Origin of the sequence: Phenylobacterium zucineum HLK1, assembly GCF_000017265.1 — a bacterium.
GTDB lineage: Bacteria > Pseudomonadota > Alphaproteobacteria > Caulobacterales > Caulobacteraceae > Phenylobacterium > Phenylobacterium zucineum.
The window spans coordinates 176,122-187,917 of sequence record NC_011144.1; the positions used below are offsets into that span (position 1 = coordinate 176,122).

At 71.5% G+C, this 11,796-nt stretch carries 15 protein-coding genes and 1 tRNA gene; 7 read left to right on the forward strand and 9 right to left on the reverse strand.

The genetic code is table 11. From position 1 onward, the window contains the following. The first annotated feature begins 9 nt into the window (after positions 1 to 9). On the forward strand, positions 10 to 477 hold the full coding sequence (gene ptsN / locus PHZ_RS00980; protein ID WP_012520743.1) for a PTS IIA-like nitrogen regulatory protein PtsN: 468 nt from the start codon (positions 10 to 12) through the stop codon (positions 475 to 477). 91 nt (positions 478 to 568) lie between these two features. Here ptsN and PHZ_RS00985 read toward each other — a convergent pair whose 3' ends face one another. The 8 genes from PHZ_RS00985 to PHZ_RS01020 form a co-directional block, all read right to left on the reverse strand. Continuing rightward, on the reverse strand, positions 569 to 838 hold the full coding sequence (locus PHZ_RS00985) for a DUF1150 family protein (RefSeq protein WP_012520744.1): 270 nt from the start codon (positions 836 to 838) through the stop codon (positions 569 to 571). 93 nt (positions 839 to 931) lie between these two features. Continuing rightward, entirely contained in the window at positions 932 to 1,360 is a 429-nt protein-coding gene (locus PHZ_RS00990) for an Hsp20 family protein (RefSeq protein ID WP_012520745.1), read from the reverse strand. 108 nt (positions 1,361 to 1,468) lie between these two features. After that, a complete protein-coding gene (locus PHZ_RS00995) occupies positions 1,469 to 1,861 on the reverse strand; it encodes a GtrA family protein (RefSeq protein ID WP_012520746.1) in 393 nt (130 codons plus the stop codon). Further along, positions 1,858 to 2,832, reverse strand: coding sequence for a glycosyltransferase family 2 protein (locus PHZ_RS01000; protein WP_012520747.1), 975 nt, complete (start codon positions 2,830 to 2,832; stop codon positions 1,858 to 1,860). Before PHZ_RS01000 ends, PHZ_RS00995 begins: the two co-directional genes overlap by 4 nt. Beyond that, complete coding sequence (locus PHZ_RS01005; RefSeq protein WP_012520748.1) at positions 2,829 to 4,205, reverse strand: hypothetical protein; 1,377 nt, start codon at positions 4,203 to 4,205, stop codon at positions 2,829 to 2,831. The genes PHZ_RS01000 and PHZ_RS01005 overlap by 4 nt, the downstream gene beginning before the upstream one ends. A gap of 7 nt (positions 4,206 to 4,212) precedes the next feature. Beyond that, complete coding sequence (locus tag PHZ_RS01010; RefSeq protein WP_148216756.1) at positions 4,213 to 4,740, reverse strand: hypothetical protein; 528 nt, start codon at positions 4,738 to 4,740, stop codon at positions 4,213 to 4,215. Between the two features lie 122 nt (positions 4,741 to 4,862). Further along, positions 4,863 to 4,938, reverse strand: a tRNA-Ala gene (locus PHZ_RS01015). Positions 4,939 to 5,045: 107 nt separating this feature from the next. Further along, the gene (locus tag PHZ_RS01020; protein ID WP_012520749.1) at positions 5,046 to 5,516 is read right to left on the reverse strand and encodes a TIGR02300 family protein; all 471 of its coding nucleotides are present in this window, start codon (positions 5,514 to 5,516) and stop codon (positions 5,046 to 5,048) included. A 128-nt stretch (positions 5,517 to 5,644) separates the two neighbouring features. Here PHZ_RS01020 and aroA point away from each other — a divergent pair, with 128 nt between their 5' ends. The 5 genes from aroA (at position 5,645) to mscL (ending at position 10,419) form a co-directional block, all read left to right on the forward strand. Next, positions 5,645 to 7,003: a 3-phosphoshikimate 1-carboxyvinyltransferase gene (aroA, locus tag PHZ_RS01025; RefSeq protein ID WP_012520750.1), complete on the forward strand. Its 1,359-nt coding sequence runs from the start codon at positions 5,645 to 5,647 to the stop codon at positions 7,001 to 7,003. Further along, a complete protein-coding gene (cmk, locus tag PHZ_RS01030; RefSeq protein WP_012520751.1) occupies positions 7,000 to 7,668 on the forward strand; it encodes a (d)CMP kinase in 669 nt (222 codons plus the stop codon). The genes aroA and cmk overlap by 4 nt, the downstream gene beginning before the upstream one ends. 124 nt (positions 7,669 to 7,792) lie before the next feature. Then, complete coding sequence (gene rpsA / locus PHZ_RS01035; RefSeq protein WP_012520752.1) at positions 7,793 to 9,502, forward strand: 30S ribosomal protein S1; 1,710 nt, start codon at positions 7,793 to 7,795, stop codon at positions 9,500 to 9,502. Positions 9,503 to 9,687: 185 nt separating this feature from the next. Next, on the forward strand, positions 9,688 to 9,978 hold the full coding sequence (locus PHZ_RS01040; protein ID WP_041372932.1) for an integration host factor subunit beta: 291 nt from the start codon (positions 9,688 to 9,690) through the stop codon (positions 9,976 to 9,978). A gap of 21 nt (positions 9,979 to 9,999) precedes the next feature. Further along, a complete protein-coding gene (gene mscL / locus PHZ_RS01045; RefSeq protein WP_012520754.1) occupies positions 10,000 to 10,419 on the forward strand; it encodes a large-conductance mechanosensitive channel protein MscL in 420 nt (139 codons plus the stop codon). Positions 10,420 to 10,485: 66 nt separating this feature from the next. Here the strand turns inward: mscL and PHZ_RS01050 are convergent, their stop codons facing one another. Next, positions 10,486 to 11,043, reverse strand: coding sequence for a hemerythrin domain-containing protein (locus PHZ_RS01050; RefSeq protein ID WP_012520755.1), 558 nt, complete (start codon positions 11,041 to 11,043; stop codon positions 10,486 to 10,488). Positions 11,044 to 11,145: 102 nt separating this feature from the next. Here PHZ_RS01050 and PHZ_RS01055 point away from each other — a divergent pair, with 102 nt between their 5' ends. Next, positions 11,146 to 11,790 (forward strand): phosphoribosylanthranilate isomerase, encoded by a 645-nt coding sequence (locus tag PHZ_RS01055; RefSeq protein WP_041372933.1) that lies wholly within the window; start codon positions 11,146 to 11,148, stop codon positions 11,788 to 11,790. Positions 11,791 to 11,796: the final 6 nt, after the last annotated feature.

The following is an 11,796-nucleotide window of genomic DNA, read 5'->3' on the forward strand; positions in this document are numbered from 1 at the left end:
AGACGAAGCATGCACATCGGCGACCTTCTCGATCGCACCGCGATCTCCCTGCGCGTCAGCGCGTCCAGCAAGCGTCAGGTCCTGGCCGTGGTCGCCGAGATCGCCGCCCGCAAGCTCGGCCTCGAGGCGGGGGCGGTGCTGGACGCCCTGCTCGAGCGGGAGGCCGCCGGCTCCACCGGGGTGGGCTACGGCGTCGCCGCGCCCCACGCCCGGCTGGAGGGCCTGGACCGCATGCGCGGCGTCTTCGTGCGCCTGGAGCAGCCGGTGGACTTCGACGCCGTGGACGACCAGCCCGTGGACCTGGTGTTCGCCCTGTTCGCCCCCAAGGACGCGGGCGCCGACCACCTGCGGGCCCTGGCCAGGGTCTCGCGCCTGCTGCGCCAGGCAGAGGCGCGCGAGCAGCTGCGCCAGGCGCGGACGGCCGACGCCGTCTACGCGCTGCTGGTGCAGGACGCCGCCCCCCGCTCGGCGGCCTGAAACCCCGATCCTGAAGCCGCAACGAAAAAGGCCGGCGTCTCCGCCGGCCTTTCCCGCATTTCGCGGTGAACTCTTCGCTTAACGGTCGGGCCTAGTGGACCGATACCGGCGCCAGCTCGTGCGCCAGGGCGGCGGCCACGGCCGATTCGCGGTCGGTGAGGACGGCGAGGCGCTCGCCGTCGGCGCGGTGGACCGCATAAAGGGTCTGGTCGGGATCGAGCTCGAAGCCCTGGATCTGGGACGACGGGACGCTCGCCAGGATCTCGGCCGCCTTGACCGGGCGGACATAGACCAGATGGGGGGCGCCCAGCGCCGCAAAGGCTTCAGTCGACAGTACAGGCGTCATCATGACCACCTCCATGTAACTCAACGCTCCGAACGGTCGCCGGTTCAGCCGGCCGTTCGTTTAGGGGAAGGCCCCGGATCATCCGGCGACCTCGAACAAGTTCTTCGACTAAGCTTGGCCGGCGCTCCGGATCGGGATGGTCTGCACCCGTTTTTCCGGCTCGGGCCTGGCAAGGTCGATGTGGAGCAGGCCGTGCTCCAGGGTCGCGCCCTCCACCACCATGCCGTCGGCCAGCACGAAGCTGCGCACGAAGCCGCGGGCGGCGATGCCGCGGTGGAGATAGGCGTCCTCGGGCTTGGACCCGGCCCCGTCGCGCTTGCCGGCGATCACCAGCTGGCGGTCCTCGACGGTCACCTGCAGCTGGTCGGGCGAGAAGCCCGCCACGGCGAGGGTGATGCGCAGGCCGCCGGCGCCGCGGTCCTCGACGTTGTACGGCGGATAGCTCTCCGCCGCCGCCTTGGCCGCCCGCTCGATCAGGCTGCGGGTATGCTCGAAGCCCAGCAGGAAGGGGCTGTCGAAAATCAGAGACCGGTTCATCCTTCAGAGCCCTCGCAAGGAAGCGACTCTCCGGCCTCGCCGCCCGGCATCGGCGCGGCAGGGCCGGACAGGCTCTATGTGGGGTCGGGCCGCCCCCCGCGCAACGGCCTAGCCGCGGTGGCGGAAGGCCCAGAGCCGCGAGGCGACGAAGGTGGCGGGCGGCACGGTCAGCACGGTGATCGCCAGCGCCAGCCAGAACGGCTGGCCCAGCCGGTCGGCCACCAGGTGGGTGATCCCCTGGTTCAGGGCCAGGCCCGCGAGCGAGACGGTCAGGAACCGGGCGAACTGGCCGCCGTGCAGCGCGTCGCGGCCGAAGGTGACCCGCGCATTGCCGAAGTAGGAGACGCCCACGGCGCAGGCGTACCCCAGGAAGTTGGCGACGAGGGGGCTCGCCCCCGCCAGATGGTGGGCGGCCAGGGCCACGGTCACGTGCACGCCGGTGGCGATGACGCCGAAGATCGCGAACAGGACGCCCTGCCGGGCCAGGATGCGCGCGCTCAAGGCTTGTCCCCGAAGCCGGGCTCGTCCCCGAAGCCGGCTTTCCGGCGGACCATGTAGATCGGCCGCCGCTTCACCTCCTCGTACATCCGCCCGACGTACTCGCCGAGGACGCCGAGGGCGATCATTTGCAGGGCGAAGCCGAACAGCAGCACGACCATCAGCGAGGCGTAGCCCGGCACGTCCCGGCCGATGACCAGCACCCGCACGATGATGACCAGCCCGAAGAGGATGGCGGCCAGGGCCGCGAGCACGCCGACCACGCTCCACACCCGCAAGGGCGCGGTGGTGAAGGCGGTGATCCCGTCGACGGCGAAGCGCCACAGCTTCAGCCAGCCCCACGAGCTGGTCCCCGCCGAGCGGGGCGGACGGACGTAGGGCACGCCCACCTGCCGGAAGCCGACCCAGGCGAACAGGCCCTTCATGAACCGGTTGCGCTCGGGCAGCCGCTTCAGGGCCTCGACCACCTGCCGGTCCATCAGGCGGAAGTCCCCGGCGCTGGCCGGGATCGGGTGGTCGGAGACGAGGTTGAAGACGCGGTAGAAGGCGCCGGCGGTGACCCGCTTGGCGGCGCTGTCGCTGGCCCGGTCGGCGCGCACCCCGTAGACGACGTCGTAGCCCTGCTCCCACAGCGCCAGGAACTCGGCGATCAGCTCGGGCGGGTCCTGCAGGTCGGCGTCGATCGGAACGACCATGTCGCCGCTGGCCGCGTCTAGCCCGGCGGTGAGCGCCGCCTCCTTGCCGAAGTTGCGCGAGAGGCCGATCAGCCGGATGCGCGGGTCGGCGGCGGCGCGCGCGGCGAGGCGCTCATAGGTGTCGTCGCGGCTGCCGTCGTCGACGCAGACGATCTCGAGCTCGACCCCCAGGCCGGCGGCGGCGGCGTCCACCCGGGCGAAGAAGGCGTCCAGCGCGGGCGCCTCGTCGTGCATGGGCGTTACGAGGGACAGGCGCTTGCCCTGGCGGCTGCGGATCACGGCCGGACCTCCCCGGGGCGGCGCAGCAGCAGGCCCGCGCCGGCGAGGATCAGCAGCAGGCAGAGCACGTTCGAGGGGAAGATGTAGCGCGCATCGCCCGCGGGCGCGGCCACGTACAGGGGCGCGAGGTAGGCGAAGGCCCCGCCCAGCAGGGCGAGCAGCAGCGGCGCGGCCTCGGGCCGGCGGAAGGCGGCCGCCAGGCCGATCACGGCGGCGGCGAGGTAGAGCAGGAACGGCCGGCGCCAGGCCTCGCCCGCATTGCGCTCCACATAGGCGACGGCCGCCGCGGCGAGGCCGGGCCTGGCCACCTCGAGGCCGAAGCGGTTGGGGTCGATCGTCCCGTGCGTGGGATAGAAAACGCCGGCCGGCGGCAGGCCGAGCTGGACGAGGGCGATCTGCGTGCGGTGCCACAGGTAGCAGCCCGGCTCGTCCGGGATGGTCTCGCGCCAGCGCCGCGGCGTGGCGCGGTAGGTGTCCTGCTCGTAGAGGCGCGGCACGCCGGGCTTGGGCGCCATGGTGATGTTCAGGTGGCGGGGATCGTAGGCGCGGCGGATCTGCTCCACCGTGATCGGCGCGCCCTGGGTCACCGCCGCCGGCAGGAGGTCGCGCCCGGTGCAGACCGAGACGCCGAACAGGTCGTGGAGCTGGGCGGTGGCGAAATTCGAGGGCTTGGGCAGGCGCTGCAGGTCCGGCAGCCGCCAGACGGTGGAGGCGCCGGCGAGGCCGATGAACAGCACGAGCGAGGCCGCCGCGGCGAGGCGCGCGGCCAGGGGCGCCCTGAGCGTCAGGAACGGGGCGGCGACCATCAGCGGGATCACCAGGGCGAAGAGGGCGAGCGCGTTATAGCGCAGCGCCGCCGCGCAGCCGATCGCGGCGGCCGCGCCCACCAGCAGCGGGATCGAGCGGGCCCGCGCCGCCGCCAGCCAGAGCGCCAGGGCCAGCAGGCCGAAGCTGGCCGTCGTCACGTCGCGCCACTGGACCATGGCCGCCCCGAGCAGCACCGGAAAGTAGACGAAGCCCAGGGCGAAGCCGGCCTGGCCCAGGAGCGCGAGCCGTCGCCCGGGCGCCAGCATGTTCAGGACGACGCCTGCCCCCAGGAACAGCAGGACGGTCTGGGCGACGAACACGCCCCAGGCGCCGGCCCCCAGGCTCTTGCTGATCCAGAACAGGTAGGTGTGCATCGGCGGCCAGCCGGCCGTCTGCACGCCGGTGAAGGCCTGCTCGTAGGCCAGCAGGCTGTCGAACGACATGAAGCCCGGCCAGCTGAGCAGACAGATCGGCGCCGCGGCCACGGCGGCGTAGACGCCGGCCTGCAGCCAGCCCGGCGCCGCCAGCGGCGGGCCGTCGCGGAGGCGCTCCCAGAGCCTCTTCATGCCGGGGCTAGAACTCGATGTGGCCCAGCGGGCAGACCCCGCGCCCGCCGCTGGTCACGCCATAGGCGTCGAGCGGGCCCGCGGTGCGGCTTGTGAACGCCTGCCAGCCGGTGGTGGGCGAGGTGATGTCGGGCTGGGCGCGGGTCACGTCGGGCCGGGGCAGGCCGGTCTCGCCAGCCCCCACGATCCGGAAGTCGGCGTCCACCAGGACGATCCGCTCGACCGCCGTCTTCTCGGCCTTGTCCCAGCCCCAGCCGATGATCTTGACCCCCGGCTGCGCGCCCTCGTAGCGGGCGCCGACCGCGTCGGTGTTGCCGATGCATTCGCCCGTCTCGGCGAAAGCCTCGCGCAGGCCCTTGCCCATGACCTCGGGCGCCCAGGCCGGCAGAGCCGGCAGCGGCTCGCCCGTGCGGGCCGCCCCGGGGCCCGGGGCCAGTTCGGCGGGCGCCTCGCCGCGCGGCTTCGGCTCGTCGCAGGCGGAGAGCGCAAGGGACAGGCCGGCGAGCGCGGCGAGCATGGCGGGAGCAAGCTTCACGGGGACGCACCTTTACCTAGCGGCGCAGGCAGTTATGCGCGCATCGCGGCGCGGCGCAACCGGGCCCCTGAAGACGGATCGCCGAAAGGCGAAGGCCCGCCGGCGTTACCGGCGGGCCTTCATGGTGGAGCTAAGCGGAGTCGAACCGCTGACCTCTTGAATGCCATTCAAGCGCTCTACCAACTGAGCTATAGCCCCGAGGTCTTGTCCTTCCCGGCTGTTGGCCGGCCGGGAAGGCGCGGAACCTATTCAATGAGGTTTCCGCAATCAAGCCCGCTGTGCGGGCTTTTTTTGCGACCTTTTATCTAGCGGTCCTCCTCGTCCCCCTCGTCGGGGAGGCCCTCGATCTCGGACTCATCGAAATCGTCCTCTTCCTCGTCCTCGAGGAAGGGCACGTCGTCGGCCTCCTCGACGTCTTCGTCGTCGGTGAATTCGCCCAGGTCCTCGGAGACCGCGGGGCCGGGTTCGGCCGCGTCCTCGTCGTCGTCGCCGGCCAGCGGCGGCTCGTCGGCCACCTCGTCCAGCTCGGGGGCGCCCACGTCCTCTTCCTCGTCCTCCTCGCGCTCGGCCTCCTCGGTGACCTGATCCTCACGATCCTCCTCGGCCTCGGTGTCGGGCGTGACGGCCCGGGCGCGGACGCGGCGGTTGCGGACCGCCTCGTCGGGATCGAACTCGGAGTGGCACTTGGGGCAGTGCGCGGGGCGCTTGCCGAGGTCGTAGAACTTCGCCTGGCAGTTGGGGCAGATTTGCTTCGTGCCCAGCTCGGGATTGGCCAAAGTAGGCGACCCTCTGAAATGTCGGTGGTTGCTCGCGAAAAGCGGGCTCCCTTGCCACGCGCGAACGCCGCTGTCAAAGCAATCCCCCTCGTGATTTTGCGCTTATCCCGGAGGCTCGTTTTCGGCACATGACGGCGGCCCACCTGACCGCCAGGCGCGCGGGGTCCCTCAAGGGGACCGTGCGGGCCCCGGGGGACAAATCCATCAGCCACCGCGCGCTCATCCTGGGCGCGCTCGCCAGCGGCCTGACCGAGGTCGACGGCCTGCTCGAGAGCGACGACGTGCGCCGCACCGCGGCCGCCATGCAGGCGTTCGGCGCGGGCGTGATCCGCACCGGCGAGGGCGCCTGGCGCGTCGAGGGCAAGGGCGGGTTCGCCGAGCCGGGCGACGTGATCGACTGCGGCAACGCCGGCACCGGCGTGCGGCTGATCATGGGCGCGGCGGCGGGCTTCGACCTGGCGGCGACCTTCACGGGCGACAGCTCGCTGCGCGGCCGGCCGATGAATCGGGTGCTGAAGCCGCTGGGCGAGATGGGGGCGAGCTGGATCTGCCGGGCCGGCGGGCGGCTGCCGCTGACGCTGAAGGGCGGGAGCCTGAAGCGCATCGCCTACCGCCTGCCCGAGCCCTCGGCGCAGGTGAAGTCGGCCGTGCTGCTGGCGGGCCTGAGCGCCGACGGCGGCGCCGAGGTGTTCGAGGCCGAGGCCACCCGCGACCACACCGAGCGGATGCTGCGCGGCTTCGGCGCCGAGGTGGACGTGACCGAAGAGAGCGCGGGCCGGCGCATCGTGCTGCCCGGCGGCCAGGCGCTGAAGGGCACCCGGATCCGGGTGCCGGGCGACCCGTCGTCGGCGGCCTTCCCGCTGGTCGCGGCGCTGGTCACGCCGGGCTCGCAGGTGACCGTCGAGGGCATGCTGCTCAATCCGCTGCGCATCGGCCTTCTCGAGACGCTGGGCGACATGGGCGCGGACCTGTCGGTGACCAACGTGCGCGACGAGGGGGGCGAGACGGTGGCCGACGTCACGGCCCGCCACTCCGCGCTGGAGGGCGTCGAGACGCCGCCCGAGCGGGCGCCGTCGATGATCGACGAATACCCGATCCTGGCCGTCGCCGCGGCCTTCGCCTCGGGCCGGACCGTGATGCGCGGCATCGGCGAGATGCGGGTGAAGGAGAGCGACCGGATCGCCCTGATGGCCGCCGGCCTCGCCGCCTGCGGGGTCGAGGTGGAGGAGGAGCCCGAGGGGATGATCGTCACGGGCCGCGGCGGCGCCGTGCGCGGCGGCGGGCGGATCACCACCCACGGCGACCACCGGATCGCCATGTCCCACCTCGTGCTGGGCATGGCCGCCGAGGAGCCGGTGAGCGTGGACGAGCCCGGCATGATCGCCACCAGCTTCCCCGGCTTCGTCGAGATGATGCGCGGCCTCGGAGCGGACGTGGGAGCGGACGTGGGAGGGGATGTGGGCGCGGACTCGCCGGTCGGCGCATGAGGGGCCCGTTCGTGATCACGGTCGACGGGCCGGCGGCCTCGGGCAAGGGCACGATCGCCAGCCGCCTGGCGCGGGAATACGACCTGCCGATGCTGGATTCCGGCCTGCTCTACCGGGCGGTCGGCGTGCTCGCGACCCGGGCGGGCCTCGACCTGGACGACGGCGAGGCCGTCGCGCGCCTCGCGCGCGGGCTGAAGGCGGAGCACCTGGGCGATCCCGAGTTCCGCACCCGCGGGGCGGGCGAGGCGGCGAGCCGGGTGGCGGTGCACACGCCCGTGCGGCTGGCCCTGCGCGACGTGCAGCTCGCCTTCGCGCGCCGGCCGGGCGGGGCGGTGCTGGACGGCCGCGACCAGGGGACGGTGATCTGCCCCGAGGCGCCGGCGAAGCTGTATGTCACCGCGAGCCCCGAGGTGCGCGCCGAGCGGCGCTGGAAGCAGCTGAAGGGCCAGGGCGAGGACGTACCCTACGCGGAGGTGCTGGCCGACATCGTGCGCCGGGACGAGCGCGACGGCGGGCGGGCCGACTCGCCCATGCGGCCCGCGCCGGACGCCGTCTTGCTGGACACCTCCGAATTGAGTATAGACGGCGCCTTCGATGCGGCCCGCCGCATCGTCGAGGCGGCGCGCGCCCGCTGGGGGAGGTCCCAAGAGGACGCCTCCCGGTAGGGCAATCCAACCGCGCCACACCCTCCGGACGGCCGCGGGCGATCTCACCTCTCAAACCCGACGCCTGGACTCCGCCCGACCTCGGTCGGCGGGCCTCGCGCCATTCGCAACACGAAAGACCCTCATGGCTGACGATCTTAGCCTCAACCCCACGCGCGACGACTTCGCCGCGCTGCTCAACGAGTCCCTCGGCGGACGCGACTTCATGGAAGGCCAGGTGGTCCACGGCAAGGTCGTGGCCATCGAGAAGGACTTCGCCATCGTCGACGTCGGCCTGAAGACCGAAGGCCGCGTGCTGCTGAAGGAATTCACCCAGCCCGGCGAGGACAAGCCGCCGCTGAAGGCCGGCGACACCGTCGAGGTGTTCCTGGAGCGCGTCGAGAACGCCATGGGCGAGGCGGTGATCAGCCGCGAGAAGGCCCGCCGCGAAGAGGCCTGGACCCGCCTGGAAGGCGTCTACGAGAAGAACGAGCCGGTGATGGGCGCCATCGTCGGCCGCGTGAAGGGCGGCTTCACCGTCGACCTGGGCGGCGCCTCGGCGTTCCTGCCCGGCTCGCAGGTGGACATCCGTCCGGTGCGCGACGTCGGCCCGCTGATGGGCCGCGAGCAGCCGTTCGCGATCCTGAAGATGGACCGTCCGCGCGGCAACATCGTCGTCTCGCGCCGCGCCATCCTGGAAGAGGCCCGCGCCGAGCAGCGCACCGAGCTGGTGTCGCAGCTGCAGGAGGGTGAAGTCCGCGAAGGCGTGGTCAAGAACATCACCGACTACGGCGCGTTCGTGGACCTGGGCGGCATCGACGGCCTGCTGCACGTCACCGACATGAGCTGGAAGCGCGTCAACCACCCGAGCCAGGTCCTGGCGGTGGGCGACACGGTCAAGGTGCAGATCGTCAAGATCAACCCCGAGACCCAGCGCATCTCGCTCGGCATGAAGCAGCTGCAGTCCGACCCGTGGGACGGCGTCGAGGCCAAGTACCCGGTGGGCGCCAAGTTCACCGGCCGCATCACCAACATCACCGACTACGGCGCCTTCGTGGAGCTGGAGCCCGGCGTGGAAGGCCTGGTGCACGTCTCGGAAATGTCGTGGACCAAGAAGAACGTCCACCCCGGCAAGATCGTCTCCACCTCGCAGGAAGTGGAAGTGGTCGTGCTGGACGTCGATCCGTCCAAGCGCCGCGTGTCGCTCGGCCTGAAGCAGGCCATGGCCAATCCGTGGGAGGCCTTCCTGGAGGCCCACCCGATCGGCTCGACCGTGGAAGGCGAGGTCAAGAACGCCACCGAGTTCGGCCTGTTCATCGGCCTCGACAACGACATCGACGGCATGGTGCACCTGTCGGACCTCGACTGGGCCGTGTCGGGCGAAGAGGCCATGGCCCGCTACAACAAGGGCGACGTGGTCAAGGCGCGCGTGCTCGACGTCGACGTCGAGAAGGAGCGCATCTCGCTGGGCATCAAGCAGCTCAGCGGCGACCCGATGCAGGGCGACGTGTTCCGCAAGGGCCAGACCGTCACCTGCACCGTCACCGAGGTCACCTCGGGCGGCATCGAGGTGAAGTTCGGCGAGGACGAAGCGCCGATGACGGCCTTCATCCGCAAGTCGGACCTGTCGCGCGACCGCGCCGACCAGCGCCCCGAGCGCTTCGCCGTGGGCGACCGCGTCGACGCCCAGATCACCAACGTGGACAAGGCCGCGCGCCGCGTCTCGCTGTCGATCAAGTCGCTGGAAATGGCCGAGGAGAAGGAAGCCATCGAGCAGTTCGGCTCGTCGGACTCCGGCGCCTCGCTGGGCGACATCCTGGGCGCGGCTCTCCGCGAGAAGGCCCAGAAGGACTAAGGTCCAGGACCGACGGACCGCCCCGCCCGGGGCGGTTCGAAGCGAAGGCCCCGTCCGGTCCGCCGGGCGGGGCTTTTTCGTGCCCGCAACCCGCGCAAGGCTTAACCGACGACGTGCGTAAACCCTTTTTACGCCTTGAACGGATTGGGAGAGTCGCCCATGGTCGCGCCGGTTCGAGGGGCCTCATGATCAAGTCAGAGCTGATCGCGAAACTCGCCGAAGAGAACCCGCACCTGACCCAGCGCGACATCGAGCGGGTGGTCGGCGTGATCCTGGAGCGGATGATCGAGGCCCTCGAAGAGGGCGGCCGCGTCGAGCTGCGCGGCTTCGGCGCCCTGTCGGTCCGCTCGCGCGATGCGCGGGCCGGCCGCAACCCGCGCACCGGCGAGCCGGTGGACGTGCGGGCCAAGCACGTGCCCTTCTTCAAGAGCGGCAAGGAGCTGCGCGAGCGGCTGAACGCCGTGGACGAGCGCTAAGCCGCCCCGGAGGGCTGGTCGATGAGCATCATCTCGGAATTCCGCGAATTCATCGCCCGCGGCAACGTGATCGACCTGGCGGTCGGCGTGATCATCGGCGCGGCGTTCAACGACATCGTCAAGGCGCTGGTCGACAACATCGTCATGCCGCCGATCGGGCTCGTCCTGTCGGGCATCGACTTCTCGGACCTGGCCTGGGTGCTGAAGCCGGACGATCCGGCGACGCCGGCGCTCGACGCCGTGGCGATCCAGTACGGCGCCTTCATCAACACCTGCATCCGCTTCCTGATCGTCGCCTGGGCGGTGTTCATGCTGGTGAAGCTGGTGAACGTGATCCGCCGCCGCGAGGCCGAGAAGCCGCCCGAGGAAAAGCCCGCGCCGACGCCGCAGGAAACCCTGCTGATGGAGATCCGCGACCTCCTGAAGCGGCGGGCGGACTAGGGCCTCGCGCGACCGCTGGATCCCCGACAGGCGGCTTCGCCGCCTTCCGGGATGGCGTGACCGGGGTCACGCCACCTTGAAGCCTTCCCAGTTCATCATCCGGGTGAGGCGGGCGTTCTCCTGCTGGGGCAGGGCCTCGCGGAAGGCGGGGAAGATCTCCTCCTCCTCCTCGCGCATGTGCTCCTGAAGGTCGGTGAAGAAGCGGCGGGCGGTCTCGAGCCAGCGGGGGTCGTCGGTCGGCAGCCGGCGCAGCTCGTAGATGAAGGTCTTCACCTCGCCATGGTCGGCGATCAGGTGGCGGGCCTGCTCCTCGCGGCCGTTCTCCACCATCGCCGGATAGATGACGTTCTCCTCCTCGATCGCGTGCTTGGTGAGCGCATAGGCGATCTTGGTCAGCATCATCTGCCGCTTCATGGTCTCGGTGTCGGAGGTGGCGAGCAGGGCCTGGAAGGTCTTCTCGACCATCCGGTGCTCGGCCTTCAGCGCCGCGACCCAGTCGCCGGCGACGAGCGAGGGGCCCTGGGCCACCGCCTTGCGGGCGTGGGGCATGGCCAGGCCCGCCATGAAGCCGAGCGCGGCGCCGGTCGCGAGCCGGCCGAGGTTTCCGTTCGTGGCGTTGCGCATGGTCAGGTTCTCCCGGGTTCGCCAGGGAAAACCCGGCACGGGCGGGGCCGTTCCGGCGCTTAGCACTTGCAGGGGAGCTCACGAGCCTCCTAATCCCGCCGCATGACGGCGATGGCCAAGATCTGCGGGGTCTCGACGCCCGAGGCGGTGAGCGCCGCCCTCGACGGCGGGGCGGCCTTCCTGGGCTTCATGTTCTTCCCGAAGAGCCCGCGGAACGTCAGCCCCGAGGCGGCGGCCCGGCTGACGCCGCCGGCCCGGGCGCGCGGGGCGAAGGTCGTGGCGGTGGTGGTGGATCCCTCCGACACCGAGCTGGACGCCATCGTGGCCGGCCTGTCCCCCGACCTGATCCAGCTCCACGGCAAGGAGAGCCCGGCGCGGGTGCGCGAGATCGCCGGGCGGACGGGGTGCGGGATCATCAAGGTGACGCCGGTGTCCGAGCCCTCGGACGTGGCCGCCGCCCGCGCCTACGAGCCCCTGGTCGAGCACCTGATGTTCGAGACCAAGCCGCCGAAGGACGCCGACCGGCCCGGCGGCCTCGGCGTTCCGTTCGACTGGACCCTGCTGGAGGGCGCCCGGTTCGCGCGGCCCTGGTTCCTGGCCGGCGGGCTCGATCCCTGGAACGTGGGCGAGGCGATCGCCGCCTCGGGCGCGCCGCTGGTGGACGTTTCCTCTGGCGTGGAGCGCGGCCCCGGACTAAAGGACCCCACCTTGATCCGGGCGTTCCTCGACGCCGTCAGACGCGCCTAAGAGCCT

Coding starts and splice junctions, on each gene's coding strand:
- ptsN (WP_012520743.1), top strand. CDS start 10: ATGCACATCGGCGACCTTCTCGATCGCACCGCGATCTCCCTGCGCGTC.
- PHZ_RS00985 (WP_012520744.1), bottom strand. CDS start 838: ATGGAGGTGGTCATGATGACGCCTGTACTGTCGACTGAAGCCTTTGCG.
- PHZ_RS00990 (WP_012520745.1), bottom strand. CDS start 1,360: ATGAACCGGTCTCTGATTTTCGACAGCCCCTTCCTGCTGGGCTTCGAG.
- PHZ_RS01005 (WP_012520748.1), bottom strand. CDS start 4,205: ATGAAGAGGCTCTGGGAGCGCCTCCGCGACGGCCCGCCGCTGGCGGCG.
- aroA (WP_012520750.1), top strand. CDS start 5,645: ATGACGGCGGCCCACCTGACCGCCAGGCGCGCGGGGTCCCTCAAGGGG.
- cmk (WP_012520751.1), top strand. CDS start 7,000: ATGAGGGGCCCGTTCGTGATCACGGTCGACGGGCCGGCGGCCTCGGGC.
- rpsA (WP_012520752.1), top strand. CDS start 7,793: ATGGCTGACGATCTTAGCCTCAACCCCACGCGCGACGACTTCGCCGCG.
- PHZ_RS01040 (WP_041372932.1), top strand. CDS start 9,688: ATGATCAAGTCAGAGCTGATCGCGAAACTCGCCGAAGAGAACCCGCAC.
- mscL (WP_012520754.1), top strand. CDS start 10,000: ATGAGCATCATCTCGGAATTCCGCGAATTCATCGCCCGCGGCAACGTG.
- PHZ_RS01050 (WP_012520755.1), bottom strand. CDS start 11,043: ATGCGCAACGCCACGAACGGAAACCTCGGCCGGCTCGCGACCGGCGCC.
- PHZ_RS01055 (WP_041372933.1), top strand. CDS start 11,146: ATGACGGCGATGGCCAAGATCTGCGGGGTCTCGACGCCCGAGGCGGTG.